Source organism: Nonomuraea sp. NPDC049649 (assembly GCF_040675175.1).
Classification (GTDB): Bacteria; Actinomycetota; Actinomycetes; order Streptosporangiales; family Streptosporangiaceae; genus Nonomuraea.
In genome coordinates, this window is record NZ_JBFAOH010000005.1 from 218,744 (window position 1) to 243,882 (window position 25,139).

The 25,139-nt window shown below is 72.1% G+C and carries 24 protein-coding genes; 16 read left to right on the forward strand and 8 right to left on the reverse strand.

What is annotated here, in order from left to right:
* The first annotated feature begins 54 nt into the window (after positions 1-54).
* The 6 genes from AB0J42_RS09865 (at position 55) to AB0J42_RS09890 (ending at position 7,068) form a co-directional block, all read left to right on the forward strand.
* The gene (locus tag AB0J42_RS09865; protein ID WP_364291120.1) at positions 55-906 is read left to right on the forward strand and encodes a ParA family protein; all 852 of its coding nucleotides are present in this window, start codon (positions 55-57) and stop codon (positions 904-906) included.
* Positions 903-1,721 carry a segregation/condensation protein A gene (locus tag AB0J42_RS09870; RefSeq protein ID WP_364290891.1) on the forward strand — a complete coding sequence of 273 codons (819 nt, stop codon included), beginning with the start codon at positions 903-905 and terminating at the stop codon, positions 1,719-1,721. Before AB0J42_RS09865 ends, AB0J42_RS09870 begins: the two co-directional genes overlap by 4 nt.
* 1,408 nt (positions 1,722-3,129) lie before the next feature.
* Entirely contained in the window at positions 3,130-3,636 is a 507-nt protein-coding gene (gene scpB / locus AB0J42_RS09875) for an SMC-Scp complex subunit ScpB (RefSeq protein WP_364291122.1), read from the forward strand.
* 1,037 nt (positions 3,637-4,673) lie between these two features.
* A complete protein-coding gene (locus AB0J42_RS09880; RefSeq protein WP_364290893.1) occupies positions 4,674-5,525 on the forward strand; it encodes a pseudouridine synthase in 852 nt (283 codons plus the stop codon).
* 70 nt (positions 5,526-5,595) lie between these two features.
* Positions 5,596-5,955: a chorismate mutase gene (gene aroH, locus AB0J42_RS09885; protein ID WP_364290895.1), complete on the forward strand. Its 360-nt coding sequence runs from the start codon at positions 5,596-5,598 to the stop codon at positions 5,953-5,955.
* A gap of 30 nt (positions 5,956-5,985) precedes the next feature.
* Complete coding sequence (locus AB0J42_RS09890) at positions 5,986-7,068, forward strand: prephenate dehydrogenase (RefSeq protein ID WP_364290897.1); 1,083 nt, start codon at positions 5,986-5,988, stop codon at positions 7,066-7,068.
* Between the two features lie 43 nt (positions 7,069-7,111).
* Here the strand turns inward: AB0J42_RS09890 and AB0J42_RS09895 are convergent, their stop codons facing one another.
* Positions 7,112-7,306 carry a DUF2795 domain-containing protein gene (locus AB0J42_RS09895; RefSeq protein ID WP_364290899.1) on the reverse strand — a complete coding sequence of 65 codons (195 nt, stop codon included), beginning with the start codon at positions 7,304-7,306 and terminating at the stop codon, positions 7,112-7,114.
* A 112-nt stretch (positions 7,307-7,418) separates the two neighbouring features.
* Between AB0J42_RS09895 and AB0J42_RS09900 the strand changes: the two genes are divergently transcribed.
* The 5 genes from AB0J42_RS09900 to aspS all read left to right on the forward strand — a co-directional run bounded on the left by AB0J42_RS09900 (position 7,419) and on the right by aspS (position 13,075).
* Positions 7,419-8,042 (forward strand): TetR/AcrR family transcriptional regulator, encoded by a 624-nt coding sequence (locus AB0J42_RS09900; protein WP_364290901.1) that lies wholly within the window; start codon positions 7,419-7,421, stop codon positions 8,040-8,042.
* A complete protein-coding gene (locus AB0J42_RS09905) occupies positions 8,042-9,400 on the forward strand; it encodes a carotenoid oxygenase family protein (protein ID WP_364290903.1) in 1,359 nt (452 codons plus the stop codon). The genes AB0J42_RS09900 and AB0J42_RS09905 overlap by 1 nt, the downstream gene beginning before the upstream one ends.
* Positions 9,401-9,471: 71 nt before the next feature.
* Positions 9,472-10,128 (forward strand): (d)CMP kinase, encoded by a 657-nt coding sequence (cmk, locus tag AB0J42_RS09910; RefSeq protein ID WP_364290905.1) that lies wholly within the window; start codon positions 9,472-9,474, stop codon positions 10,126-10,128.
* 30 nt (positions 10,129-10,158) lie between these two features.
* Complete coding sequence (der, locus tag AB0J42_RS09915; protein ID WP_364290907.1) at positions 10,159-11,550, forward strand: ribosome biogenesis GTPase Der; 1,392 nt, start codon at positions 10,159-10,161, stop codon at positions 11,548-11,550.
* Between the two features lie 262 nt (positions 11,551-11,812).
* A complete protein-coding gene (gene aspS / locus AB0J42_RS09920) occupies positions 11,813-13,075 on the forward strand; it encodes an aspartate--tRNA(Asn) ligase (protein WP_364290909.1) in 1,263 nt (420 codons plus the stop codon).
* 166 nt (positions 13,076-13,241) lie between these two features.
* On the opposite strand, the gene AB0J42_RS09925 is transcribed toward aspS, so the two are convergent.
* Genes AB0J42_RS09925 through AB0J42_RS09935 form a run of 3 tightly spaced genes read right to left on the reverse strand, consistent with a single transcriptional unit; the run spans position 13,242 to position 16,192 of the window.
* Complete coding sequence (locus AB0J42_RS09925) at positions 13,242-15,026, reverse strand: MFS transporter (protein WP_364290911.1); 1,785 nt, start codon at positions 15,024-15,026, stop codon at positions 13,242-13,244.
* Positions 15,023-15,673, reverse strand: coding sequence for an LppX_LprAFG lipoprotein (locus AB0J42_RS09930; protein ID WP_364290913.1), 651 nt, complete (start codon positions 15,671-15,673; stop codon positions 15,023-15,025). Before AB0J42_RS09930 ends, AB0J42_RS09925 begins: the two co-directional genes overlap by 4 nt.
* Positions 15,674-15,733: 60 nt before the next feature.
* Positions 15,734-16,192 carry a MarR family transcriptional regulator gene (locus AB0J42_RS09935; RefSeq protein ID WP_364290915.1) on the reverse strand — a complete coding sequence of 153 codons (459 nt, stop codon included), beginning with the start codon at positions 16,190-16,192 and terminating at the stop codon, positions 15,734-15,736.
* A 251-nt stretch (positions 16,193-16,443) separates the two neighbouring features.
* Here AB0J42_RS09935 and AB0J42_RS09940 point away from each other — a divergent pair, with 251 nt between their 5' ends.
* Complete coding sequence (locus tag AB0J42_RS09940) at positions 16,444-17,844, forward strand: FAD-binding oxidoreductase (RefSeq protein ID WP_364290917.1); 1,401 nt, start codon at positions 16,444-16,446, stop codon at positions 17,842-17,844.
* A 103-nt stretch (positions 17,845-17,947) separates the two neighbouring features.
* On the opposite strand, the gene AB0J42_RS09945 is transcribed toward AB0J42_RS09940, so the two are convergent.
* Positions 17,948-19,342, reverse strand: a complete 1,395-nt coding sequence (locus tag AB0J42_RS09945) for an aminopeptidase P family protein (RefSeq protein ID WP_364290919.1) — start codon at positions 19,340-19,342, stop codon at positions 17,948-17,950.
* Between the two features lie 123 nt (positions 19,343-19,465).
* Here AB0J42_RS09945 and AB0J42_RS09950 point away from each other — a divergent pair, with 123 nt between their 5' ends.
* The 4 genes from AB0J42_RS09950 (at position 19,466) to AB0J42_RS09965 (ending at position 23,125) form a co-directional block, all read left to right on the forward strand.
* Positions 19,466-19,894, forward strand: a complete 429-nt coding sequence (locus AB0J42_RS09950) for a CBS domain-containing protein (RefSeq protein WP_364290920.1) — start codon at positions 19,466-19,468, stop codon at positions 19,892-19,894.
* A 21-nt stretch (positions 19,895-19,915) separates the two neighbouring features.
* Positions 19,916-20,479, forward strand: a complete 564-nt coding sequence (locus AB0J42_RS09955) for a hypothetical protein (RefSeq protein ID WP_364290922.1) — start codon at positions 19,916-19,918, stop codon at positions 20,477-20,479.
* Between the two features lie 82 nt (positions 20,480-20,561).
* Positions 20,562-21,347, forward strand: coding sequence for a cyclase family protein (locus tag AB0J42_RS09960; RefSeq protein ID WP_364290924.1), 786 nt, complete (start codon positions 20,562-20,564; stop codon positions 21,345-21,347).
* The gene (locus tag AB0J42_RS09965) at positions 21,344-23,125 is read left to right on the forward strand and encodes a thiamine pyrophosphate-binding protein (RefSeq protein ID WP_364290926.1); all 1,782 of its coding nucleotides are present in this window, start codon (positions 21,344-21,346) and stop codon (positions 23,123-23,125) included. Before AB0J42_RS09960 ends, AB0J42_RS09965 begins: the two co-directional genes overlap by 4 nt.
* Before the next feature lie 8 nt (positions 23,126-23,133).
* On the opposite strand, the gene AB0J42_RS09970 is transcribed toward AB0J42_RS09965, so the two are convergent.
* Genes AB0J42_RS09970 through dhaK form a run of 3 tightly spaced genes read right to left on the reverse strand, consistent with a single transcriptional unit; the run spans position 23,134 to position 25,117 of the window.
* A complete protein-coding gene (locus AB0J42_RS09970) occupies positions 23,134-23,508 on the reverse strand; it encodes a phosphoenolpyruvate--protein phosphotransferase (protein WP_364291124.1) in 375 nt (124 codons plus the stop codon).
* Positions 23,508-24,137 (reverse strand): dihydroxyacetone kinase subunit DhaL, encoded by a 630-nt coding sequence (gene dhaL, locus AB0J42_RS09975; RefSeq protein WP_364290928.1) that lies wholly within the window; start codon positions 24,135-24,137, stop codon positions 23,508-23,510. Before dhaL ends, AB0J42_RS09970 begins: the two co-directional genes overlap by 1 nt.
* Positions 24,137-25,117 carry a dihydroxyacetone kinase subunit DhaK gene (gene dhaK, locus AB0J42_RS09980; RefSeq protein WP_364290930.1) on the reverse strand — a complete coding sequence of 327 codons (981 nt, stop codon included), beginning with the start codon at positions 25,115-25,117 and terminating at the stop codon, positions 24,137-24,139. Before dhaK ends, dhaL begins: the two co-directional genes overlap by 1 nt.
* Between the last annotated feature and the right edge of the window lie 22 nt (positions 25,118-25,139).

Sequence of the window (25,139 nt, forward strand, 5' to 3'; positions counted from 1 at the left end):
CCCGACAACCCCTGGGGTGACACCAAGACCAACGCGCCTTCCGCGGGCGTCAACCTGGGCCCGACACAGCGGCCCCGCCCGGTGTTCCCTGATCCGGTGCCGCGGGACACCCACGGCCCGGCGCGCGTGGTCGCCATGGTCAACCAGAAGGGCGGGGTGGGCAAGACCACCACCACCATCAACCTCGGCGCCGCCCTCGTCGAATGCGGCCTCAAGGTGCTGCTCGTCGACTTCGACCCGCAGGGCGCGCTCTCCGTCGGCCTCGGCATCAACCCGCTCCAGCTCGACCTCACGGTCTACAACCTGCTCATGGACCGGAACGTCAGCGCCGAGGACGTGCTGCTGGAGACCGGCGTCGAAGGCCTCGACCTGCTGCCCAGCAACATCGACCTGTCCGCCGCCGAGGTCCAGCTCGTCACCGAGGTCGCCCGCGAACAGGTGCTCGGCCGCGTCATCAAGCCGCTGCTGCCGCACTACGACGTCTGCCTGATCGACTGCCAGCCCTCGCTGGGCCTGCTCACGATCAACGCCCTCACCTGCGCGCACGGCGTCATGGTGCCGCTGGAGTGCGAGTTCTTCGCGCTGCGCGGCGTCGCCCTGCTCATGGACACCATCTCCAAGGTGCAGGAGCGGCTCAACGACGAGCTGGAGATCGAAGGCCTGCTCGCCACCATGTACGACGCCCGTACCCTCCACGGCCGCGAGGTGCTCGCCCGCGTCGTCGAAGCCTTCGGCGACAAGGTGTTCCACACCGTGATCAACCGTACGGTGCGGTTCCCCGACGCCACCGTGGCCGGCGAGCCGATCACCACCTTCGACCCCTCCTCGCTCGGCGCCAACGCCTACCGCGAGCTGGCCCGCGAAGTGCTCTCGCGGTGGCCGCAGCCTGCGACAATGGCCAGGTGACAGAGCAGCAGGCCGAACCCCAGGGCTTCCAGGTCAACCTGGACGTCTTCCAAGGGCCCTTCGACCTGCTCCTCGGGCTGATCTCCAAGCACAAGCTCGACATCACCGAGGTCTCGCTCTCACAGGTGACCGACGAGTTCATCGCCTACATCCGCTCCCGCGGGCCCGAGTGGGACCTCGACCAGACCAGCCACTTCCTGCTGGTCGCCGCCACCCTGCTCGACCTCAAAGCCGCCCGGCTGCTGCCCTCCGGCGAAGTCGAGGACGAGGAGGACTTGGCCCTGCTGGAAGCCCGCGACCTGCTGTTCGCCCGGCTCCTGCAGTACAAGGCCTACAAGGAGGTCGCCAAGATCTTCGCCGCGCGGATGGCGGACGAGGCGCTCCGCTTCCCGCGCACCGTCCCCATGGAGCCGCAGTTCGCCGGCCTGCTGCCCGAACTGGTCCTCGGCATCGGCCCCGAACAGCTCGCCCGCATCGCCGCCCGCGCCTTCACCCCCAAACCGCCGCCCACCGTCAGCGTCGGCCACATCTACCAGCCTCTGGCCAGCGTGCGCGAACAGGCCGCTATTCTGGTGCAGCGCCTGCGCCGCCTGCGCAGGGCCACCTTCAGGGCCCTGGTCTCCGACTGCGAGGGCACCTACGAGGTCATCGCCCGCTTCCTGGCCGTCCTGGAGCTGTTCCGGGAGTCCGCGGTCACCTTCGAGCAGGCCGAGCCGCTCGGCGACCTGCACGTCACCTGGACGGGCACCGACGACGGCGACGTCGCGGTGGGAGACGACTACGAGGAGAGCCGGGAGAAACCCGCAGATGGCTGACGACCCCCGCCCGCGCAAACCCCTGCCCGCCTGGATGACCCTCCCCGGCTCCCTGGTGTCCGTTGAGGACGCTGACACGTCTCAGGAGGTAGTTCCTCAAGACGTCACCGCGCCTCCCGCCCTTGAGGGTGACGCCTCTCCTGAGGGGGATCCCGCTTCTCGCAGCGACGCCTCTCCGGGAGATCTCACCGCTTCCACTGAGAATGCAGCTTCAGATGGGGAGGGCGCCGGTCTGACAGGTAACCCGCCCTCCCCTGGCGCCGGTCCGGCCAGTGCTTCCCCATCCCCTGGCGCCGGTGCGGAGGAGCTCGGCGCAACGCGTACGGGACATGAGCCCGGCGGTACGGGTCTCGGGCAGGAGTCCGATGATCAGGAGGAAGCCGCTGCTCGTGGGGGCGAGGTTGACGCGCTCTCCGCAGAATCGGATCCGTTCACGCCTGCGGAGGATGTCGCTTTCCATGAAGACGTGGTCTCCCGCACGGGGGATGCCGCTGCCGGAGGGAAGGGCACGGCTGCCCATGGTGAGGGGGCGGCCGTGCATGGGGAGAGTCCGGTTACCCGAGGGGAGGATGTGGCTGCCCATCGGGAGGCGGTGGATGCCGGTGGGGAGGCTGCGGCTGCCCATGGGGCGGGCGCGGTTGCCCGTGGGGAGAGTGCGGTTGACGGCGGGGAAGGTGCCGACCTAGCCGCTGGCATGCAATCCCCTGGCGCCGGTGCGGCGGGGAGTGGTGCGGAGGAGCTCGGCGCTAAGCGTGCAGGACAGGAACTCGGCGAGACGCGTACCGGGCGGGAACCTCACGATCAGGAAGCAGCCGCTTTCCGCGAGGATGCGGCCTTTGGCGCAGGGGATGCCGTTACCCGTGGGGAGGACGTGGTCGACGGCGGCGAGGATGCCGCCCTAGCCGCTGGCATGCAACCCTCTGGCGCCGGTGCGGCGGGGAGCGGTGCGGAGGAGCTCGGCGCTAAGCGTGCAGGACAGAAACTCGGCGAGACGCGTACCGGGCGGGAACCTCACGATCAGGAAGCAGCCGCTTTCCGCGAGGATGCGGCCTTTGGCGCAGGGGATGCCGTTACCCGTGGGGAGGACGTGGTCGACGGCGGCGAGGATGCCGCCCTAGCCGCTGGCATGCAACCCTCTGGCGCCGGTGCGGCGGGGAGTGGTGCGGAGGAGTTCGGCGCAACGCGTGCGGGACAGGAACGTGGTGGTACGCACACCGGGCAGGAAGGTGGCGCTCCGCACGCCGGGCAGGAATCCGGCGCTCGGCGTAACGGGCAGGCAGACCGTCGTCAGAACCGGCAGGCACCCCGCGATCAGAATGGGCAGGCACCCCGCGATCAGAACGGGCAGGCAGGCCGGGAACAGGAGCACCAGGAGGTCCCGCTCAAGGGGGCGTTGGAGGCCATTCTCATGGTCGTGGACGAGCCCGTACAGGAAGTGACCCTGGCGCAGGTGCTGGAGCGGCCCACGCATCTGGTGGCGGCGGCGTTGCGGGAGCTGGCCGAGGAATACGAGGCGTCGGGGCGGGGTTTCGATTTGAGGCAGGTCGCGGGGGGCTGGCGCTACTACACTCGGCCCGGGTACGCGCCGTTCGTGGAACGGTTCGTCCGTGACGGCCAGCAGACGCGGCTCACCCAGGCCGCGCTGGAAACACTCGCGGTGGTGGCTTACCGGCAGCCGGTGAGCCGGGCGCGGGTGGCCGCGGTACGCGGCGTGAACAGCGACGGCGTCATGCGGACGCTGGTCGCGAGGGGGCTGGTCGAGGAGGCCGGCACCGACCCGGAGAGCCAAGCCGTGCTCTACCGGACAAGCTCATACTTCCTTGAGCGTCTGGGACTGAATGACATCAGCGAGCTTCCCGAGCTCGCCCCGTTCCTCCCCGACGACGTGGAGAACATCGAGGAGACATCGACGTGAAGAACAGGCGAAGCACCCCGTCCGGTGATGGACGCGGTCGAGGACGCGCCGGCGGCTCCGGCCGTGGCGGGCGTCCCGCCTTCCGTTCGGACGACTCGCGGGGCCGTTCGCGCCGCGACGACTTCCGGGACGGTTCCCGCCGCGACGACCGCGGCGGTTCCCGACGAGACGACTTCCCCCGCGACGACCTCCGGGCCGACCGCCGTGGTTCCCGCCGCGACGACGCCCGTGGTGAGCGCAGCTCGTACGGTCGTGACGACGAGCGGGGTTTCCGCCGGGGTTCCGGCGGGGGTGGGTCCCGCCGGGATGACTTCCGGCGCGACGACGAGCGCGGCGGTTTCCGTCGCGATGACCGCCGGGGTTCCGATGGGTTCCGGAGCGACCGTTCCCGGGACGGTGGGTTCCGGGATGACCGTTCCCGGGGTGACCGTTATCGGGACGGTGGGTTCCGAAGTGACCGTTCCCGGGATGACCGTTCCCGGGATGGCGGGTTCCGGGGCGAGCGTTCCCGGGACGGTGGGTTCCGGCGCGATGACGCCCGTGGTGAGCGCGGGTCGTACCGCCGGGACGACGCGCGTGGGGGCGATCGGTACGGACGCGACGCGCGTGCCGGAGTCCGGGCCCGCTACGGGCGTGACGAGCGGCCCGAGCGCGGGGACTTCTTCGGGGGCGACGAGTTCGAGTACGAGTCGTCCGGCGGCGGCAGGCAGGAGCGCGGCGGGTTCCGGGTGGACCGCAGCGGGCGCAGGGAAGGCTCCCAGGGGCCGGTCCGGGCGCGTTATGGCAAGCGGGAAGACGGCGCCAGGGAAGACCGCGCGCCGCGCAGTGATCGTACGTCCCGCGGTGACCGTGCGCCGCGCGGCGACCGTGAGTCCCGCGGTGACCGTCCGTTCCGCGATGACCGTGGGCCGCGCGGTGACCGTCCGCTCCGCGATGACCGTGCGCCCCGAGGTGACCGTGAGTCCCGGGGTGACCGTGCGCCGCGCGGCGGCCGTCCGTCCCGTAATGACCGTGCGCCGCGCGGCGGGCGCGACCGGGTGCAGACCCTCGGCGACTCCCAGCGTGGCAAGCCCAAGGACCGGTTCAAGACGTCGCGCCAGCCCGTCCGCGACCCCGACTTCTTCCCGGAGGGCTACACCGACGAGCGCGACACCACCGAGGTCCCCGACGGGGTGCGGCTGCAGAAGGTGCTCGCCCAGGCGGGCGTGGCCAGCCGCCGGGCCTGCGAGGAGATGATCGGCGAGGGCCGCGTCACCGTGGACGGTCAGGTGGTGCGCAGGTTCGGCGCGAAGGTGGACCCGGACAAGCAGGTCATCCACGTCGACGGCAAGCGCATCCCGACAAAGCCTGACCTGGTCTACTACGCGCTGAACAAGCCGATCGGCGTGGTGTCCACGATGGAGGACCCGCAGGGCCGGCCGTGCCTGGCCGACTTCGTGCAGGAGCTGGCGCCGCGGCTGTTCCACGTGGGCCGGCTCGACACCGAGACCGAGGGCCTGCTGTTGCTCACCAACGACGGCGAGCTGGCCAACCGGCTCACGCACCCCAGTTACGGGGTGCAGAAGAAGTACTGGGCCAAGGTGCCCGGCCCGATCGGGCGCGACGTGGCCCGCCGCCTCACGAAGGGCGTCGAGCTGGAGGACGGCATCGCCAGGGCCGACGACTTCCGGGTCGTGCAGGAGCACGGCCAGCAGGCGCTGGTCGAGGTGGTGCTGCACGAGGGCCGCAAGCACATCGTGCGGCGCATGCTGGAGGAGGTCGGCCACCGGGTGATCGACCTGGCCCGCATCGAGTTCGGCCCGGTGAAGCTGGGCCGCACCAAGCCGGGCACGGTCCGGGCGCTGTCGCTGCGTGAGGTCGGCGAATTGTACGCGGCGGTGAAGCTGTAATCTGACCCACGACGCTGGAGCCCGTGCGCGCCTTCGCACGGGCTCTCCCGCTAAAGAAGGAGCGAAGCGCATGGTGCGGGCGATCCGCGGTGCGATCCAGGTGGACGCCAACGACCGTGACTCGATCATCGCGGGCACGACCGAGCTGGTCACCCAGGTCATGGAGCGTAACGAGCTCACCACGGACGACGTGATCAGCGTGCTGTTCACCGCCACTCCCGATCTGACCGCCGAGTTCCCGGCGCTGGCGGCCCGCAAGCTGGGCTTCCACGAGGTGCCGCTGATCTGCTGCACCGAGATCGACGTGCCGGGGGCGCTGCCCCGGGTGGTGCGGCTCATGGCGCACGTGGAGACCGACCGCCCGCGTTCGGCGATCCAGCACGTGTATCTGCGCGGCGCCGTCGCCCTCCGCCAGGACATCGCCCAATAGTCATTCGTACGACTGATCAGGACAGACGACATGGCCTCCGAACTCCGTACCGTGCTGGTTGTCGGCACCGGTCTCATCGGCACCTCGCTGGCGCTCGCCCTGCGCGGGCGCGGCGTGCGTGTGCTGCTCGCGGACCGCGACCAGGGCGCCGTACGGCTCGCGCGCGAGCTGGGCGCCGGTGAGGAGTGGCGGCCGGGGGAGAGCGCCGACCTGGCGGTGATAGCGGTCCCGCCGGGCCATGTCGCCACCGAGCTGCAGCGGCTGCAGGAGGGCGGCGCGGCCCGGTTCTACACCGACGTGGCCAGCGTCAAGGCGGAGCCGATCGACCGGGCGCGTCAGCTCGGCTGCGATCTGTCCTCGTACGTGGCCTCGCATCCGCTGGCGGGCCGTGAGCGGTCCGGGCCGGGCGCGGCCAGGGCCGATTTGTTCCTGGGCCGGCCGTGGGCGTTCTGCCCCACGCCTGAGGCGTCTTCCGAGGCGCGGGCGGCGGTGCTGCGGCTGATCGAGCTGTGCGGCGCCAACGTGGTCGAGGTCGACGCGGAGGAGCACGACCGGGCGGTGGCCGTCGTCTCCCACGCGCCGCACGTCGCCGCCTCGGCGGTGGCGGCCCGGCTGGCCGACGCGTCCGATGTGGCGCTCGGCCTGGCGGGTCAGGGCGTGCGCGACGTGACCCGGATCGCCGGCGGCGACCCGGGGCTGTGGCTGGGCATCCTGTCCGGCAACTCGCTGCCGGTGGCCGAGGTGCTGGAGGCGGTCTCCCGCGACCTGGCCGAGGCGGCCACGGCGCTGCGGGCGCTGGCCGAGGGCGACGGCACCGCGGCCGGCGAGCTGACCCAGCTGCTCAAGCAGGGTGTCGTGGGCCACGGGCGGATTCCGGGCAAGCACGGCGGGCCCGCGTCGGCCTACGTCGTGGTCCAGGTCGTCATCGGCGACCGTCCGGGCCAGCTGGCCCGGCTGTTCCAGGTGTGCGGCGAGGTCGGGGTCAACGTCGAGGACGTCCGCCTGGAGCACGCGCCCGGCCTGCCGCTGGGTGTGGCCGAGCTGTCGGTGCAGCCCGACGCGGCGGAGCCGCTCACCCGGGCGCTGCGCGAGCGCGGCTGGAAGGTGCCTTGACCGTTCCGGCGGGCCCCGGCCGGTAGCCGGGACCCGCACGGGTTCAGCGCCGGGTGACCGCCTGGCTGACGGCGTTGGGGCCGTCGTACTCGCGGTCCGGCATGGCCTCCAGTGCTCTGATGGTGTCCTGGTCGGCGCCCTGGTCGCGGGCGGCCTGCACCAGGTCGGCCTTGGAGGCCGGATAGTCGACACCCTTGAGGTGTTTCTGCAGCTGGATCGGGTTCGGTGCTGTTGCCATGCACGGATTGCTACCCGGTTGTCACGAAATGTAACGATCTATTGACGTGCTCAGGGTAGAGGTGTACAAAAGTGGTAACAGCGTTACCTAGAAGAAACGGTGTTACCCACTCATGAGCGTGACCGCGTACCAGCAGGCCCAGCGAGAAGGGCAGAGCGCCGTGCGGGCGGCGATCCTCGACGTCGCCAAGAGCCTGCTGATCGGCGAGGGGCCCGCGGCGCTGACCGTGCGGCGCATCTCCGGCGAGGCCGGCTGCTCGACCAAGGTCATCTACACGCTCTTCGGCGGCAAGGACGGGCTGGCCCGGGCGCTCTGGCTGGAGGGGTTCGCCCGGTTCGAGCGGCGGCTGCTCGCGGTGCCCGACGGCGACGACGCGCTGGCGCGGCTACGCGCCGGCCTCGACGCCTACCGGGAGTACGCGCTGGAGGAGCCGGAGTACTACCGGGTGATGTTTCAGGGCGCGCTCTCCGGCTACACCCCCGACGAGACGGCCAGGGAGGCCGCGCGACGGACCTTCCGCCTGCTCGTGGGCGTCGTGCGGCGATGCCTCGACGAGGGGCGGCTGCGCGGCGGCGGCGAAGCCGAGATCGCCGACGCGCTCTGGATGGCCATGCACGGCGCCGTGAGCCTGGAGATCTCCGGCTTCTTCGACCCGGCCGAGGCGGAGCAGCGCTACCGGCTGCTGATGGCCTCGGTGCTCTGTCCCTTCCTCCCTCCCGATGAGAGGACCGCGTGATGGACCACCCGTACCACGGCGGCTTCACCCCCGTCACCGAGGAGATCACCGCCTTCGACCTGGAGGTCACCGGCCGCATCCCGGCCGAGCTGAACGGCCGCTACCTGCGTAACGGCCCCAACCCGCTGAGCCTCGACGACCCGTCGGCCTCCCACCTGTTCCTGGGGGAGGGCATGGTCCACGGCGTCCGGCTGCGCGACGGCCGCGCCGAGTGGTACCGCAACCGGTGGGTGCGCAGCGCCGAGGTGGCCCGCCGGCTCGGCGAGGAGCCGCGCTCCACGCTCGTCCACGGGGGCATGGACTTCGCCGCGAACACCCACGTGATCGGACTCGCCGGCCGCACCCTGGCCACCGTCGAGGCCGGTTCTCTCCCGTACGAGCTGAGCTACGAGCTGGACACGATCGGCCCGTGCGACTTCGACGGCGGCCTGCCCGGAGGCTTCGCCGCGCACACCCACCTCGACCCGGCCACCGGCGAGCTGCACGCGATGGCGTACTTCTGGGGCTGGGAGCACCACCAGCACCTGGTGCTCGACGAGAAGGGCAGGGTCGTCCACGTCAGAGACATCCCGGTCGCCGACGCGCCCATGCTGCACGACTTCGCGCTGACCGCGAAGTACGTCGTCATCTACGACCTGCCGGTCACCTTCAGCATGGCCCACGCCGAGAAGGGCGCGCCGCTGCCGTACGCCTGGAACCCCGGCCACCCCTCCCGGATCGGCCTGCTGTCGCGGGAGACCGGCGAGCTCCGCTGGGTGGAGGTGGCGCCGTGCTGGGTCTTCCACACGCTCAACGCCTACGACGACGGCGACCAGGTGGTGGTCGACGTGGTGCGCTACCCCGAGCGGTTCGTCGACGCCCGGCTGGACGCGGGCGGCGCGCCCACGCTCGACCGCTGGCGGATCGACCCGGCCAGGGGCACGGTCACCGAGACCCGCCTCGACGACCGGGCGCAGGAGTTCCCGCGCATGGACGAGCGGCTCACCGGCAGGCCCTACCGCTACGGCTACACCGCCGCCGCCCGCGACCTGGTCGACCTCGTCGCCCCGGACGGGACCGGGCTGGAGGACCTGCCCGACGCGGCCTTCGACAACACCCTGATCAAGCACGACCTGACGGCCGGCACGCGGGAGTCCCGCCGCTTCGGGCGGGACGCGTACGTGGGCGAGCCGGTGTTCGTGCCGTCCGGCGACGGCGAGGACGACGGGTACGTGATGACCTTCGTCAACAACCCGGCCAGGGGCGCGGCCGACCTGGTGATCCTGGCCGCGCAGGACTTCACCGGCGACCCGGTGGCCGTCGTCCACCTGCCGGCCCGGGTGCCGCTCGGCTTCCACGGGAACTGGATCCCCGGCTGACGCGGCTCGGCGGGGTGCGCGGAGGCGGTAACCTCGTCAGGTTGGGTCAGCACACGTGAAGAGGGAGAGCCGTGGCCGGTCTGGTCGTCGCCATGGACGGCCCTTCGGGGTCGGGCAAGTCGAGCGTGTCGCGCGGGGTGGCCCGCGCGCTGGGTCTGCGCTACCTCGACACCGGGGCGCAGTACCGCGCGATGACGTGGTGGATCCTCCGGCAGGGCGTCGACCTCGCCGATCCCGCCGCGATCGCGTCCCGCTGCGGCGAGCCCGAGATCGTCTCCGGCACCGACCCCGGCGCCCCGGCGATCCACGTCGGCGGCGTCGACGTGTCGGAGCCGATCCGCCAGGACGAGGTCACCTCGGCCGTCTCCGCCGTCGCGGCGGTGCCCGAGGTCCGCAAGCGCCTCGTCGACCTGCAGCGGCAGATCATCGGCGACGGCGACATCGTGGTCGAGGGCCGCGACATCGGCACCGTCGTCGCCCCCGGCGCCCAGGTCAAGATCTACCTGACGGCCAGCCCGGAGGCCCGCGCGCGGCGCCGGTCGGCCGAGCTGACCGGCACCACCGCCGAGGCGCAGCAGGCGGCGATGGCCAGGCGTGACACGCTCGACTCGACACGCAAGACGGATCCACTCTCGATGGCGGATGGCGCCGTCGAGCTCGACACCACCGCGCTCACCCTCGACGAGGTGATCGCGGAGGTGCTGAGACTGGTCAAGGAGCGCACCTGAACGGTGCGGGACTCACAGGAATGAGACACCATGCCAACGGGGGATTGGGTCGAGGCTGAACTCGACGATCTCGAGGTCACCGGCGACCGCGGCGGCCCGCAGCTGCCGGTGGTGGCCATCGTAGGGCGGCCGAACGTCGGCAAGTCCACGCTGGTCAACCGCATCATCGGCCGCCGCGAGGCGGTCGTGGAGGACGTGCCCGGCGTGACCCGCGACCGGGTCGCCTACGAGGCGAACTGGCGGGGCCGCCGCTTCACCGTGGTCGACACCGGCGGGTGGGACCCCGACGCCACCGGCATGGGGCTGCGCATCGCCGAGCAGGCGCAGGTCGCCACCGAGCTGGCCGACGTGATCGTGTTCGTGGTCGACGCCACCGTGGGCGCCACCGACGCCGACGAGATCGTCGGCTCGGTGCTGCGCCAGTCCGGCAAGCCCGTCATCCTGGCCGCCAACAAGGTCGACAACCAGGAGGTCGAGCTGGAGGCCGCCGCGCTCTGGTCGCTCGGCCTCGGCGAGCCCTACCCCGTCTCCGCGCTGCACGGCCGCGCCAGCGGCGACCTGCTCGACGTGGTCCTCGACGCGCTGCCCGAGACGCCGCGCGAGAGCTTCGGCGAAGAGGGCGGCCCCGCCCGGGTGGCGCTGCTCGGCAAGCCCAACGTCGGCAAGTCCTCCCTGCTCAACAAGCTGGCGGGGGAGGAGCGGGTGCTGGTCGACTCGGTGGCCGGCACCACCCGCGACCCCGTCGACGAGCTGATCGAGCTGGGCGGCCGGACGTGGCGGTTCGTCGACACGGCCGGCATCCGGCGGCGCGACCGCGAGCTGCAGGGCGCCGACTTCTACGCCGCCATGCGCACCCGCGCCGCGCTGGAGCGCTCGGAGGTCGCGGTGGTGCTCATCGACGCCAGCCAGCCCCTCACCGAGCAGGACCTGCGCATCATCAGCCTGGTGATCGAGTCCGGCCGGGCGATGGTGGTCGCGTTCAACAAGTGGGACCTCGTCGACGAGGACCGCCGCTACTACCTGGAGAAGGAGATCGACCGCCAGCTCGCCCGCACCCCGTGGGCGCTGCGGGTCAACATCTCCGCCAAGACCGGCCGCCACGTCGACCGGCTGGTGCCCGCCCTGGAGCGGGCGCTGGAGTCCTGGTCGACCCGGGTGCCGACGTCCCGGCTGAACACGTTCCTGACCGAGCTGGTGCGGCAGACGCCGCCCCCGGTGCGCGGCGGCAAGCAGCCGAAGATCCTCTTCGCCACCCAGGCGTCGATCGAGCCGCCCAAGTTCGTGCTGTTCACCTCCGGCTGGCTCGAAGAGACCTACCGGCGCTTCATCGAGCGGCGCCTGCGCGAGGAGTTCGGCTTCGCCGGCTCGCCCATCGAGGTCACCATGAAGATCAGAGAGAAGCGACAGAAGAAGGACCACTGATATACCATCGGCGCAACGCGTCGACGGAGACGAGTAGCCGGGTCCCCGCGGGCCGAGAGAGCCGCCGGGTGCTGTGATGGCGGTCCCGCGCCCCCCGGTGAAGACACTCCCGAGTGCGGGGAGGAAATGCCCCGCCGGCCTGACCCCCGTCACAGGGTCCGAGAGGCCGCCTGTTCCGGGCGGTGAAAGTGCGGTGGCACCGGGAGTTCCCTTCTCCCCCGCACTCCCAAGGGGTCATACATCTTCCTTCCGAGGAGCTGTCATGATCTCTCGTGTTCTGTCCGCCGAGCTCGCCGAGCACGCCGGGCAACGAGTGACGATCGCCGGCTGGGTCCATCGCCGCCGGCTGCTGAAATCCGTGTCCTTCCTCATCGTCAGAGACCGCTCCGGGCTGGCCCAGGCGGTCACGGCGGGCGACCTGCCCGCCGAGGAGAGCGTCGTGGCGGTCACCGGCACCGTGACCGCCAACCCGCAGGCGCCCGGGGGCGCCGAACTGGCCGAACCGGAGATCGAGGTGCTGTCCAGGCCGGTCGAGCCGCCGCCGTTCGACCTGTTCAGGCCCGTGGTGCCGGCGACGCTGCCGACGGTGCTCGACCACGCGCCCGCCGCCCTGCGCCACCCGGCGCTGCGGGCGCCGCTGGAGATCTCGGCCGCGAGCGTGGCCGGGTTCCGCGCCGCGCTGGACCGGCTCGGCTTCACCGAGGTCCACACCCCGAAGATCGTCGCGTCGGCCACCGAGTCCGGCGCGAACGTGTTCGGCATCGACTACTTCGGCCGCCCCGCCTACCTCGCCCAGTCGCCGCAGTTCTACAAGCAGGCGATGGTCGGCGTGTTCGAGCGGGTGTACGAGGTGGGCCCGGTCTTCCGCGCCGAGCCGCACGACACCGTCCGTCACCTGGCCCAGTACACCAGCCTCGACGCCGAGCTGGGCTTCGTCCGCGACCACCGGGACGTGATGGCCGTGCTCCGCGAGGCCGTGGCCGGCATGGTGGAATCGGTCCGCGAGCGCGCCGCCCGGGCCGTGGCCCGGCTCGGCGCCGAACTGCCCGAGGTGCCCGCCGAGATCCCGGCCATCCACTTCACCGAGGCGCAGCGGATGACCGGCGAGGACGAACCGGACCTGTCACCGGCCCAGGAGCGGTGGCTGTCGGAGTGGGCGCTGCGCGAGCACGGCTCGGAGTTCCTCTTCGTCACCGGCTACCCGCTGGCCAAACGGCCCTTCTACACCCATCCCGACCCGGACAGGCCCGGCTACACCAACGGCTTCGACCTGCTCTTCCGGGGCCTGGAACTGGTGACCGGCGGGCAGCGGCTCCACCGGCACCAGGACTACCTGGACGCGTTGGCCGCCCGGGGCGAGAACGCGGAACCGTACGAGGCGTACCTGCGGACGTTCGCGTACGGGATGCCGCCGCACGGCGGGTTCGCCATCGGGCTGGAGCGGTGGACGGCGCGCCTGACAGGCGCGGCCAACATCCGCCAGGTCACCGCGTTCCCGCGCGACCTGCACCGCCTCACGCCGTAGCCGCACCTCCCGCCGCCCGGGCTCTTCGGGCGGCGGGTCAGCCTGTACGGGGGAGCACCGGCACCCCGCGCAGCGCCATGTCCAGATGCTTCTGCCCCCGCTGCATCTCCCGCCAGGCGTCGATTTCGGACGACCCTAATCCGGCATGACGTAATTTGTGGAATGCTTATACCTGCGTCACAGGTATTTTAGCTCTACGGGGAATGAAGCACGCCAAACCGGCCCCGATGAGGCAGATGAAGGCCGTGACCAGGAACATTTCCGTATATTCCACATGGAGCGCTGCCTGGACCGCGGCTGTGTACTCCGACAGCCGCCGCGCGTACTCGTCCGGTTCGACCCCGAACGGCAGCGGCGTGTCCAGATGCGCGGTCAGCGACTGAAAACGGTAGAAACCCCAGGCCGAAACCGCGGCGATGCCGATGAGCATCCCCATCATCCGGGCCACCACGACCGCCGCCGACGCCACCCCGTGCTGCGCCGCCGGGGTCACCCGCAGCGCCGCCGCCGACACCGGCGCGATCACCAGGCCCACCCCGAGACCCGCCACCACCAGCGTCGCGTCCATCATCAGCCGCGCCTCCGCCAGCTCCAGCGGCCAGCGGCTCATGAACACGTAGCCCGCGGCGGCCACCAGCAGGCCCGCCACCGTGACCTCCCGCCCGCCGAACCGCCGCGTCAGCAGCCCGCCCAGCAGCGCCCCCACCGGCAGCGCCACCAGGAACCTGCCCAGCACCAGCGACGCCTCCAGCGCCTCCATGCCGAGCATCGTCTGCGCGGTGAACTGCACGAACACCATCGTGACCAGCAACGCCGCGCCCGTCACGAAGCTCACGCCCAGCGTCGACAGCAACGGACCCTTGGGCACGCCGGTGAGGTCGAGCAGCCGTACCGGCGAGCGGATCTCCCACCACACGAACGCCGCCCCCGCCAGCACCCCCGCTCCGATCAGCGGCGGCCCCCACGCGGGCAGCACCGCCGTCGCCGGATCCGGGTTGTACAGCCCCGCCACCAGCAACCCCAGCGCCAGCGCCAGCAACCCCCCACCGACCCAGTCCACCCGCCTCTCCCGGGAAGAACCGAGGGCGGGGCCCGTGGCGCTTTCCAGGTCCGCCCGCCCCTCTCCAGCAGAACCGGCGGTCGCGGTGCTCGCCAAGTCCACTCGCCGCTCTTCGGCGGGCCGCGCGCCGGGGGAACCGGCAGGCTCGGGAGTGGCCCGCCCTTCTCCGGTGGAACCGGCGGGCTCGGGAGCGGCGTTCTCCGGGTCTGCCTGCCCGTCTTCGGGAGAACCGGCGGGTGCGGTGCTTTCCCGGGTGGCGGGGGTCGGTGAGGGGAGTGGGTGTACGGGGACCGGCCGGGAGGAGGGGATGCCCCAGTGGACGGCGAGGGCCGCGGCGAGGGCCAGCGGCACGTTGATCCAGAAGATGGCGTGCCAGTCGCCCAGCTCCACCCCGAGCACCGCGAAGCTGGGAATCAGCGCCAGCACCCCGCCGTACACGGGCCCGAGCGCGCTGCCCAGCTCCTGGGCCGCGCCGACGGCGCCCAGCGCCAGCGGCCGTTCGCGCTCGCCCCACAGGTCGCCGATGAGCGCCATCGTGATGGGCAGCAGCGCACCGCCCGCGATCCCCTGGACGGTCCGGCCCGTCACCACCATCGCCTCGGATGCCGCCAGGGCCGTCAATACCGAGCCGAGCGTGAACGCCGCCAGGCAGGCGTGGATGAGCGGCTTCCTGCCGTAACGGTCGGACAGCTGCCCGAGCAGCGGCATCGCCGCGACGTAGCCCAGCAGGAACCCCGTCACCACGGGCGTGGCCCGTTCCAGCCGGTTGAGCGGGATGCCGAGGTCGGCGGCGATATCGATGAGGACGGTCACGACCACGTACGCGTCGAGCGCGGCCAGCAGCACGACCGCGCCGCCGACGCCGAGCGCGACCCGGCGGGCGCGCCTCATCCGGCCGTGGGCGGCGGCGTGATCGTGACCGGCGTGTCGTAGTCGGCCAGCGTCACGCGCACGCTGCCGTCCTTGAGGGGCAGCTCGATCTTGGTGAGCCTGCTGGTGGCCTTGTCGATCCAGATCGTGGCGTTCACGGGCTCGGTCACGCCTGGTACGAGCGTGCTGAGGGTCTGCTCGGAGAACCCGGTCGCCACGCGGTAGTCGCTGCCCTCTTCAGCCTGCACCTGCGGGTCGGAGGCGGATTCGAGCAGCTGGGCGATGCCCTTGGCGGGGTCGAGGATCAGCGACGGGTCGTAGATCTGGGCCAGCTCCTTGCGGGTGAGCTTCTGGAAGCCGCCCGTCGGGCCCTTGAAGTGGACGGTGTCGCCGATCAGGGCGAACGTGATCTCCTGGAGGCTGCCGAACACCTCCAAGGTGATCGTGCCGTCGCCGTCGCCCTCCGCGGTGAGTCGCCCGTCGGCGTTCTTGACCGGCACGTTCGGCTTGCCCTCGGTGGCGATCGTGAACGCCGCCGACTTCACCGACCGCATCGCCTGCGCGGCCTTCCGCATCAGGTCGGGCCCCGCGGGCAGCTCCTCGCCGCCGCCGGACGAGCAGGCGCTCAGGCCCGCGATGAGGAGGACGAGGAGGAGCTTTCTCAGCATGAAGCGGATCGTAGCGAGCGAGGGCGACAGCCGCGCGCGGTGATGGGTATCGGTTGGGTGTCAGCGCAGCTTCTTCAGGTGTTCGACTATCGGGGTGAAGGCGGCCTCCAGCTCGATGAGCTGGTCGTCGGTCAGCCGGTCGACGAAGTGTTCGCGCACGCCGTTCACGTGGACGGGCGCCACCCGCTGGATGGTGTCCCAGCCCTGGTCGGTCAGCACGGCGAAGGTGCCGCGCCGGTCGTCGCGGCAGTCTTCGCGGACCACCAGCCCCTTGGCCTCCATCCGGGAGATCTGGTGGGACAGGCGGCTGCGCGACTGGATCGTGGCGTCGGCCAGGTCGCTCATGCGCATGCGGCGGCCGGGGCTCTCGGAGAGGTTGACCAGGATCTCGTAGTCGTTCAGGGACAGCTGGTGCTCCTGGAGTTCCCGGTCCAGGCGGTGCATGAGGAGCTTGTGCAGGGCCAGGTGGGTCCGCCAGGCACGTTGCTCGAAGGGGGAAAGCCAGCGGGGCTCGCTCATGATCTCCTATCCAGGGCCCGGTCCGGCGGTCGCGCCGCCAGTGGAAACACTCTTCCAGATTAGCCCGCGATCGCGCCTTCCCCGGCAGGGGTATCGGTTATGGCGGGTAACCTGCGGCGCGTTCTTCCGCGCCTCGCCTGTGATGGACGCCTATGACCTAGATTTGCCCTCACACCAACCCAGCGCAAATACGGCAAATCCTAGGATTAAGTGGTATTTCCGTCGTCAGCGCGCACCCGGGGGGTGCGGACATGGTTCAGCTGCTCAAAAGCGGAATCGACGGGCTGCGCGAGAGATGCGCCGGGCGCGTGCTCTCCCCGCGGGACGCCGAGTACGAGGTCATCAGGAAGGTCTGGAACGGCGCCGTCGACCGGCGCCCCGCCGTGATCGTACGGTGCGACGGCGCCGACGACGTGGCCGCCGCGATCTCCTACGCCAGGGAGGAGAACCTGGAGATCTCCGTGCGCGGCGGCGGCCACAGCACCGCCGGCACGGCCGTGACCGACGGCGGCCTCATGATCGACCTGAGCGGCCTGCGGCTGATCGACGTCGACCCCGCCAGCCGCTGGGTGTCCTGCGACAGCGGCGCGACCTGGGCCGACCTCGACGCCGCCACGCAGACGTACGGGCTGGCCACCCCCGGCGGCGTGATCAGCCACACCGGCGTCGCCGGGCACACCCTCGGCGGCGGGTTCGGCTGGCTGAGCCACGACCACGGGCTGACCGCGGACAACCTGGAATCCGCCGACCTCGTACTCGCCGACGGGCGGCAGGTGCACGCCTCGGCGCGCGAGCACCCCGACCTGTTCTGGGCGCTGCGCGGCGGCGGCGGCAACTTCGGCGTCGTCACCTCCTTCTCCTACCGGCTCCATCCGGTCGGGCCCGAAGTGCGGGTGGCGCTGCTGTTCTGGGAGGCCGAACGGGGCCGCGAGGCGGCCGAGGCGATCGACCGGGCCGTCACCGGCCTGCCCCGCGGCTTCGGCGCGCTCGCCGGGTTCGGCGCCAGCGCGCCCTCCGGCTCGTTCGTGCCGGAGGAGTACCGCCTGCGGCCCGGGCACGCGCTCATGCTGGCCGGGTTCGGCTCGGCCGAGCAGCACGCGGCCGTCGTGGAGTCCGTCAGGAACGCGCTGCCGCCGCTGTTCTCGTTCATCACCCCGATGTCGTACGCACGACTCCAGTCGCTGCTGGACGAGAGCGCGCCGCCGGGAGTGGCCGCCTACGAGAAGGCGCTCGACCTGCCGTCACTCGGGCCGGACGCGATCGCCGCGCTCTGCGAGCACGCGGTGCGCAAGGGCTCGCCGATGTCGCTCATGCCGGTGTTCCGCCTCGACGGCGCCTTCAGCTCCGTCCCGGACGAGGCCACCGCCTTCGGTGGCCCCCGCGAGCCGCACTACACGATGTCCGTCGCCGCGCTCACGCCCGCGCCGGACGCCCTGGAACGGGAGAAGGAGTGGGCCCGCGACGCCTGGTCGGCGCTGCTCCCGTACTCCCGGGGCACCGGCGCGTACGTGAACTTCCTCGCCGACCGGGACCCCGCGCGCGTCCGCGCCTCCTACGGCGAGGAGAAGTACGCCCGGCTGGCCGCGATCAAGGCCGAGTACGACCCGGACAACGTCTTCCACCTCAACCCGAACATCGAACCGGCCCGCTGAGGCGGCCGAGGTGTTCAGCCGAGCAGGACCGTCCAGCCCTCTGCCTCGTCAGGGTGGCAGGAGCGCGCCATCGAACCGGCGGCCCGCTGAGGCGGCCGGGGGGTCAGCCGAGCAGGACCGCCATCCAGCTCTCCACCTCGTCCGGGTGGCGGGGGAGTGCCGCCGACATCAGCCGCGCCCCGTCGGCGGTGATGACCAGGTCGTCCTCGATGCGGACGCCCAGGCCGCGGAACTCCTCCGGCAGGGTGAGGTCGTCCGGCTGGAGGTACAGGCCGGGCTCCACCGTCAGCACCTGGCCCTCCTCCAGCACGCCGTCCAGATACGTCTCCGCCCGCGCCCTGGCGCAGTCGTGCACGTCCAGGCCCAGCATGTGGCCGCTGCTGCAGAGCGTGTAGCGGCGGTAGAGCCCGCTCTCCATGAGCGCGTCGGGCGAGTCCTTCAGCAGGCCCCACTCGTGCAGGCCCTCGCAGATGACGCGCATGGCCGTCAGGTGGAAGTCGCGGAACCGGACACCCGGCCGCAGCACCTCGATCGCGGCCGACTGCGCCTCGTAGACCAGCTCGTACACCTGCCGCTGCACCGGGCTGAACCGGCCCGAGAGCGGCAGCGTCCGGGTGATGTCGGCGGTGTAGAGGGTGTCGGTCTCGACGCCCGCGTCCAGCAGCAGCATGTCGGCCGGGTCGAGGCGGCCGTCGTTGCGGATCCAGTGGAGCACGCAGGCGTGCGCGCCGGAGGCGACGATGCTCTCGTAGCCGACCGCGTTGCCCTCCAGCCGCGAGCGCAGCCCGAACACGCCCTCCAGGTAACGCTCGCCGCGCGCGTGGCGCAGCGCCTGCGGGATGGCGCGCACCACGTCCTCGAAGCCGCGCACCGTCGCGTCGACCGCGGCCTGCAGCTCGCCGATCTCCCACTCGTCCTTGACCAGCCGGGCCTCCGACAGGTAGCTCTCCAGCTCGGCGTCGCCGTCGCCGGGCTCGACCGCCGCGTCCACCGCCGGATCCACCCCGCGCAGCACCCGGGCCGGGCCCGTCAGCTCCAGCTCGCGCAGGTGGGCGCAGTCGATCTGGTAGAGCTCCGCCGCCTCCGCCAGGTCGGGCCTGCGGCCCACCCAGAACTCGCCGTAGCGGCGGTCGCGGTAGAACTCCTGGCCCTCCTCCCTGGGGGAGCGCGGCCGGACGTACAGGACCGCCTCGCCGGACGGCTCGATCACGAGCACCTCGCCCGGCTCGCCCGCGCCTGTCAGGTACGAGAAGGCGCTGTGCGGGCGGAACCGGTAGTCGCAGTCGTTGCTGCGGACCTTGAGCGTGCCCGCCGGGACGACCAGCCGCTCCCCGGGGAACCGGCTCGCCAGCGCGGCCCGGCGCTTGGCCGCCCAAGGGGCGACGGGCAGTGCGCGCACGTCGGCCCGCCGGGTGTCCGCCCAGCCGGTCCGCATGAACGCGGCCAGCTCCTCGGTGATCGGCAGGTCGTGGCTGCCGGTGTTGAGAGGCTCGGTCACAGCTGCTCCCGCAGTGGTATTTCACATGGTAGGGGGATCAGCTTACGTGAGTTCTTGACGGCCACGGGCCCCGTTGCTTGCCTGGAATCAGGTCGGGGTACCTCATTAGCCGAGGTGGTGCAGATGCTGATCGGTACGATCCTGCGCAACAAGGGAAGCGACGTCGCGACCGTGGCGCCGCAGGCCACCGTTCGCGACCTCCTGGCCGCACTGGCCGAGCACAACATCGGCGCCGTCGTGGTCTCCGAAGACGGCGTCACCATCGACGGGATCGTCTCCGAGCGCGACGTGGTGCGCCGGCTGCACGATCGCGGCGCGGGCATCCTCGATGAGCCCGTCTCGTCGATCATGACCGCCGAAGTGCGCACCGTCACCCCCGCCGACCGGGTCGACGAGCTGCGCGAGACCATGACCACGCACCGGATCCGGCACGTGCCGGTGGTCGAGAACGACCGGCTCGCCGGCATCGTGAGCATCGGCGACGTGGTCAAGAGCGCCATCGACGAGCTGGAGACGGAGAAGGCGTCGCTGGTGGACTATCTCCACCGCTGATCGGGGTGGGACGCTGTCCTGGTGATGTACCGGCCCCCTCCGGAGTACCCGAGCGCGTCGAGCAGCCCGACGATCATCATGCTCGTCGCCGGGCTGACCGGGGTGGTGGGGTTCCTCATCGGGTTCCTCGTCGGCCTCGGCTCCTTAGACCCGTCCGCCGCGCCCGCACCCCGGGTCACGGTGACGGTCGAGGAGCCGCCGCCGGACACCCCGCCCACCGGCCCCGCCGTGCCCGACCCCGCAGCCTCCGACCCTGCTGTGCCCGACCCCGCCGCGTCTGATCCCGCCGTCCCCGACCCCGCCACCTCCGCTCCCGTCACGCCGGACGACCCCGTACCGTCCAACCCGGACGACCTGCTCGCCACCATGCGCACGCTCGTCGTCGGCGTCGACATCCAGCCCGGCACGTACCGCACCGCCGGCCCCGCACCCGGCTCCGCCAACTGCTACTGGGCCCGCATGAGCGGCCCCGGCCTGGCGGACGTGATCGACGCCGGCATGCCGACCGGGCCGGACACCGTCACCATCCAGGCGACCGACAAGAGCTTCCAGACGGCCGGCTGCGCCGAATGGACGCGTGCCTGACGAACCGCCGGGGATGAGTGTGATTGCGGAGGTTGTCGTACGCATAGGAGGATGCGGCTCAGCCCCACGCGAGGAGGAAGCCATGTCGGTGTTGAGGAGCTTCGCAGCCAGCCTGCGCGACGGCACGATCGAGGTGATCGACCTCACCGCGCCCCTGTCCGAGAAGACCCCGGTCCTCCAGCTGCCCGAGCCGTTCGGCAACACCATCCCGTTCCGGCTGGAGGAGATCAGCCGCTACGACGACCGCGGCCCCGGGTGGTACTGGAACGACATCCACACCGGCGAACACACGGGCACCCACTTCGACGCGCCCATCCACTGGGCGACCGGCCGCGACGGCGAGGACGTCTCCCAGGTGCCGGTGTCCAGCCTGATCGCGCCCGCCGCGGTGCTCGACTTCACCGCCGAGGCGGCCGCGGACCCCGACTTCCTCCTCGAGATCGACCACGTCAAGGAGTGGGAGCGCGCCAACGGGCCGCTGCCCGACGGCGGCTGGCTGCTCTACCGCACCGGCTGGGACGCCCGCGCCGGAGCCCAGGAGACCTTCCTCAACGCCGACGAGAACGGCCCGCACACCCCCGGCATCTCGGTCGAATGCGCCCGCTGGCTCGCCGAGGAGGCGCCGGTCATCGGGCTGGGCGTCGAGACCGTCGGCACCGACGCGGGCGCCGCCCACTCCTTCGACCCGGCCTTCCCCTGCCACGCCTTCATGCACGGCGCCGGCAAGTACGGGCTCACCATGCTGCGCAACCTCGACCGGCTCCCGGCCACCGGCGCGCTCGTGGTGGCGCCGCCGCTGCCCATCGTCGGCGGCTCTGGCAGCCCGGTGCGGGTGCTCGCCCTGGTCGAGCGCGGGCAGCCGAAGTGATCGTCGCCGAGGTCGTCGGCCGGGTGCTCGCCGAGGCGGGCGTCCGGACCGTGTTCGGCGTGGTCGGCAGCGGCAACTTCCACGTCACCAACGCCCTGGTGGGCCAGGGCGTGCGCTTCGTCGCGGCCCGCCACGAGGGCGGCGCGGCCACCATGGCCGACGCCTACGCCCGGATGACCGGCGACGTGACGGTCCTCTCCGTCCACCAGGGCCCCGGCCTGACCAACGCGATCACCGGCATCGCCGAGGCCGCCAAGAGCCGCACCCCGCTCGTCGTGCTCACCGGCGAGGCCACGGACGCGCGCTCCAACTTCCACATCGACCAGGACGCCGCCGCCCGCTCGGTGGGCGCCGTCCCCCTCCGGATCACCGACCCGGCGGAGGCGGCCCGGAACACCCTGGAAGCCTTCCGCATCGCCCGCGACGACCGCCGCACCGTCGTCCTCAACCTCCCCCTCGACATCCAATCCGAGCCCGGCCCGTCGCCGGTGCCCGGGACAGGCCGTGAAGAAGGAGAAGAGGGCGTCCGCACCGGGTGGCTGGGTGGAGCCGCCGAGTCCGGGGCGGGCCGTGAAGGGGGAGAGGAGGGCGTCCGTGCCGGATGGCTGGGTGGAGCCGCCGAGTCCGGGGCGGGCCGGGAACCGCGGGAGGGGGACGCCGCTGTTCGTGAGGGCGTGCCCGTGGCCTCTGCGGATGAGGTCGAAGGGTTGCGGCGGATGCTGGGGGTGGCGGAGCGGCCGGTGTTCGTCGCCGGGCGCGGGGCGCGGCATGCCCGGCGGGAGCTGGAGGAACTGGCCGAAAGGACCGGTGCGCTGCTGGCCACCTCTGCTGTGGCGAAGGGGCTGTTCCGGGGCAGCCCGTGGGATCTGGACGTGAGCGGCGGGTTCGCGACGCCGCTCGCGGCCGAGCTGATCCAGGGCGCCGACCTGGTGGTGGGCTGGGGGTGTGCGCTCAACATGTGGACGACCCGGCACGGCTCCCTGATCGGCCCCGGTGCCGAGGTCGCCCAGGTGGACCTCGACCGTACGGTCTTCGGCAAGCACGTGCCCGCCGACCTCGGCGTGGTGGGAGACGTGGCCGAGGTCGCCCGCGCGGTCGCGGCCGAGGCCGCAGAACGGTCCGGTTATCGCTCGCCCGACCTCGCCCGCCGTATCCAGGAGGAAGGCCGCTGGCGTGCGGTTCCGTACCGGGACGAGAGCGGCGACGGCCGCATCGACCCGAGGACGCTCACCATCGGCCTGGACGACCTGCTGCCCGCCGAGCGGATCGTGGCCACCGACTCGGGCAACTTCATGGGCTACCCGGCGATGTTCCTGGACGTGCCGGACGAGCAGGGGTTCTGCTTCACGCAGGCGTTCCAGGCGGTCGGGCTCGGCCTCGCCACCGCGATCGGCGCCGCCGTGGCCCGCCCCGACCGGCTGCCGGTGGCGGCGCTCGGCGACGGCGGCGCGTTCATGGGCATCGCCGAGCTGGAGACCGTTGTCCGGCTCGGGCTGCCGATGGTGGTCGTGGTCTACGACGACGAGGCCTACGGCGCCGAGGTGCACCACTTCGGCCCGCACGGCCACCCGCTGGAGACCGTCCGGTTCCCGCCCGCCGACCTGGCCTCGATCGCGCGCGGGTACGGGTTCGAGGCCGTGACCGTCACCCGGCGCGACGACCTGGAAGGCGTGGCTACCTGGCTCGCGGGGCCGCGCGACCGGCCGCTGCTGGTGCACGCCAAGGTCACCGCCGACCGTCCGTCGTGGTGGCTGGAGGAGGCGTTCAAGGGCCACTAGTCAGCTAGTCAGCGCTTGCGGTGGCAGCGCGCCTCCTCGGCGGCGGCCAGCACCCCGGCCAGGGCGGCGCCGCCGCCCGCCGCGACGGCCGCCGCGATCGCGCCCTCCACGAACGGCACGTCCGCCAGCACCACCCGGCCGGGCTCCTCCAGCAGCCCGGCGGTGATCACGGAGCTGCCCACGTCGGGGATGAGCACCACGCCGTCGCCCTGGTCGACCTCGCGCACCGCCGCCTCGATCCGGTCCATGCTGGTGCCGAGCCCGCCGTCGTCGTCACCCCCGGCCGCCGCGATCGGCGCGTCCTGGCCCGCGATGCCGCGCGCCAGCGCCACCGTCTCGGCGGCCAGCCCCGCGCTGTGCGAGACGAGCACCACGCCCACCATCACGCCGCCGCCTCCGCCAGCGCCGCCATGATCAGCGCCGCCGACGCCGCCCCCGGGTCCTCGTGGCCGATGCTGCGCTCACCCAGGTAGCTGGCGCGCCCCTTCCGGGCGCGCAGCGGAATCGTCGCCTTCGCCCCCTCCTCGGCCGCGCGCGCCGCCCGCTCGAACGCCTTCCGCTCCCCAGCACCCTCCTGTACGGCCTGCGTCAGGGCACGGGCGGCCGGGGCGAGCGCGTCGATCATGGTCTTGTCTCCCTGGGCGGCCTTGCCCAGCCGCTCCACCGCCCGCACCCCGGACTCGAACGCCGCCGCGAACCCGGCCGGCGTCACCGGCACGTCCAGCGCCTTACCCAGTTGCCGGAAGAGCGACCCGTACAGAGGACCGGAGGCGCCGCCCACGCGGCGGATCAGTGTCGTGCCCGCGGACACCAGCACCTGCGCGGGCGAGGTCGGCGGCCACTCGGTCAGCGCCTTGCGCACCTCGGTGAAGCCGCGGTCGAGGTTCGAGCCGTGGTCGGCGTCGCCGATCGCGGCGTCCAGGCCGGTGAGCCGGTCGCGGTGCCGCCGGACCGCCTCCGCCGCGCCCGTCATCCAGGCGAGGAAGAACCCGGTGTCGAGCATCCCGGCCATCAGCGCCCCCACCGCAGGCCCGGCGTCTCGACCGGGGCGTCCCACAGGCGGGTCAGCTCGTCGTCCAGGCGGCAGGCCGTCACCGAGAAGCCCTGCATGTCGAGGCTCGTCACGTAGTCGCCGACCAGCGAGCGCGCCACCCGCGCGCCCTTGCCCCGGATGTACGCCTCCACCTCGGCGAAGACCACGTACAGCTCGATCAGCGGGGTGCCGCCCATGCCGTTGACCAAGACCAGCAGGTCGCCGCTCAGCGGGAGGTCGCCGTGGACGGCGTCCATCGCCACCGCGGCCAGCTCGCGCGCCGGCGCCATCGGGACCCGAGACCTGCCCGGCTCGCCGTGGATGCCGATGCCCAGCTCCACCTGGTCGTCCGGCAGGTCGAAGGTGGGCTTCCCGGCCGCGGGCGTCACCCCCGAGGTGAGCGCGATGCCGAACGAGCGGCTGCGCTCGTCCACCTCGCGGGCCACCCGCGCCACCTCCTCCAGCGGCGCGCCCTCCTCGGCCAGCGCACCCGCGATCTTCTCCACGAACAGCGTCGCGCCGGTGCCGCGCCGGCCCGCCGTGTAGAGCGAGTCCTGCACCGCCACGTCGTCGTCGACCAGCACACTCTCCACCCGCACGTCGTCGCAGAGCTCGGCGGCCATCTCAAAGTTCAGCACGTCGCCCGTGTAGTTCTTCACGATGTGGAGCACGCCCGCGCCGCCGTCGGCTCCCCTGGTCGCGTCGACGATCTGGTCGGGCACCGGCGACGTGAAGATCTCACCCGGGCAGGCGGCGTCGAGCATGCCGGGGCCCACGAAGGCGGCGTGCAGCGGTTCGTGCCCCGACCCGCCGCCGGAAACCAGGCCCACCTTGCCGGGCCGCGGCCCCTCCGCCCGGTAGACCACGCGGTCGCGTACCCGCAGCGAGGGGTGCGCCGCGGCCAGCCCGGCGAGCGCGTCGTCCACCACGGACTCGGCGGAGTTGATGAGCTTCTTCATGGTCAGAACATCTGCCCGTTTT

What these genes read in the sequence shown, in the direction of transcription:
- AB0J42_RS09950 (WP_364290920.1), top strand. Translation starts at nt 19,466, where the DNA reads ATGCTGATCGGTACGATCCTGCGCAACAAGGGAAGCGACGTCGCGACC.
- dhaK (WP_364290930.1), bottom strand. Translation starts at nt 25,117, where the DNA reads ATGAAGAAGCTCATCAACTCCGCCGAGTCCGTGGTGGACGACGCGCTC.
- AB0J42_RS09930 (WP_364290913.1), bottom strand. Translation starts at nt 15,673, where the DNA reads ATGCTGAGAAAGCTCCTCCTCGTCCTCCTCATCGCGGGCCTGAGCGCC.
- dhaL (WP_364290928.1), bottom strand. Translation starts at nt 24,137, where the DNA reads ATGGCCGGGATGCTCGACACCGGGTTCTTCCTCGCCTGGATGACGGGC.
- scpB (WP_364291122.1), top strand. Translation starts at nt 3,130, where the DNA reads ATGGTCGTGGACGAGCCCGTACAGGAAGTGACCCTGGCGCAGGTGCTG.
- AB0J42_RS09900 (WP_364290901.1), top strand. Translation starts at nt 7,419, where the DNA reads ATGAGCGTGACCGCGTACCAGCAGGCCCAGCGAGAAGGGCAGAGCGCC.
- AB0J42_RS09970 (WP_364291124.1), bottom strand. Translation starts at nt 23,508, where the DNA reads ATGGTGGGCGTGGTGCTCGTCTCGCACAGCGCGGGGCTGGCCGCCGAG.
- AB0J42_RS09940 (WP_364290917.1), top strand. Translation starts at nt 16,444, where the DNA reads ATGGTTCAGCTGCTCAAAAGCGGAATCGACGGGCTGCGCGAGAGATGC.
- AB0J42_RS09925 (WP_364290911.1), bottom strand. Translation starts at nt 15,026, where the DNA reads ATGAGGCGCGCCCGCCGGGTCGCGCTCGGCGTCGGCGGCGCGGTCGTG.
- AB0J42_RS09905 (WP_364290903.1), top strand. Translation starts at nt 8,042, where the DNA reads ATGGACCACCCGTACCACGGCGGCTTCACCCCCGTCACCGAGGAGATC.
- aroH (WP_364290895.1), top strand. Translation starts at nt 5,596, where the DNA reads ATGGTGCGGGCGATCCGCGGTGCGATCCAGGTGGACGCCAACGACCGT.
- aspS (WP_364290909.1), top strand. Translation starts at nt 11,813, where the DNA reads ATGATCTCTCGTGTTCTGTCCGCCGAGCTCGCCGAGCACGCCGGGCAA.
- der (WP_364290907.1), top strand. Translation starts at nt 10,159, where the DNA reads ATGCCAACGGGGGATTGGGTCGAGGCTGAACTCGACGATCTCGAGGTC.
- AB0J42_RS09895 (WP_364290899.1), bottom strand. Translation starts at nt 7,306, where the DNA reads ATGGCAACAGCACCGAACCCGATCCAGCTGCAGAAACACCTCAAGGGT.
- AB0J42_RS09935 (WP_364290915.1), bottom strand. Translation starts at nt 16,192, where the DNA reads ATGAGCGAGCCCCGCTGGCTTTCCCCCTTCGAGCAACGTGCCTGGCGG.
- AB0J42_RS09960 (WP_364290924.1), top strand. Translation starts at nt 20,562, where the DNA reads ATGTCGGTGTTGAGGAGCTTCGCAGCCAGCCTGCGCGACGGCACGATC.
- AB0J42_RS09890 (WP_364290897.1), top strand. Translation starts at nt 5,986, where the DNA reads ATGGCCTCCGAACTCCGTACCGTGCTGGTTGTCGGCACCGGTCTCATC.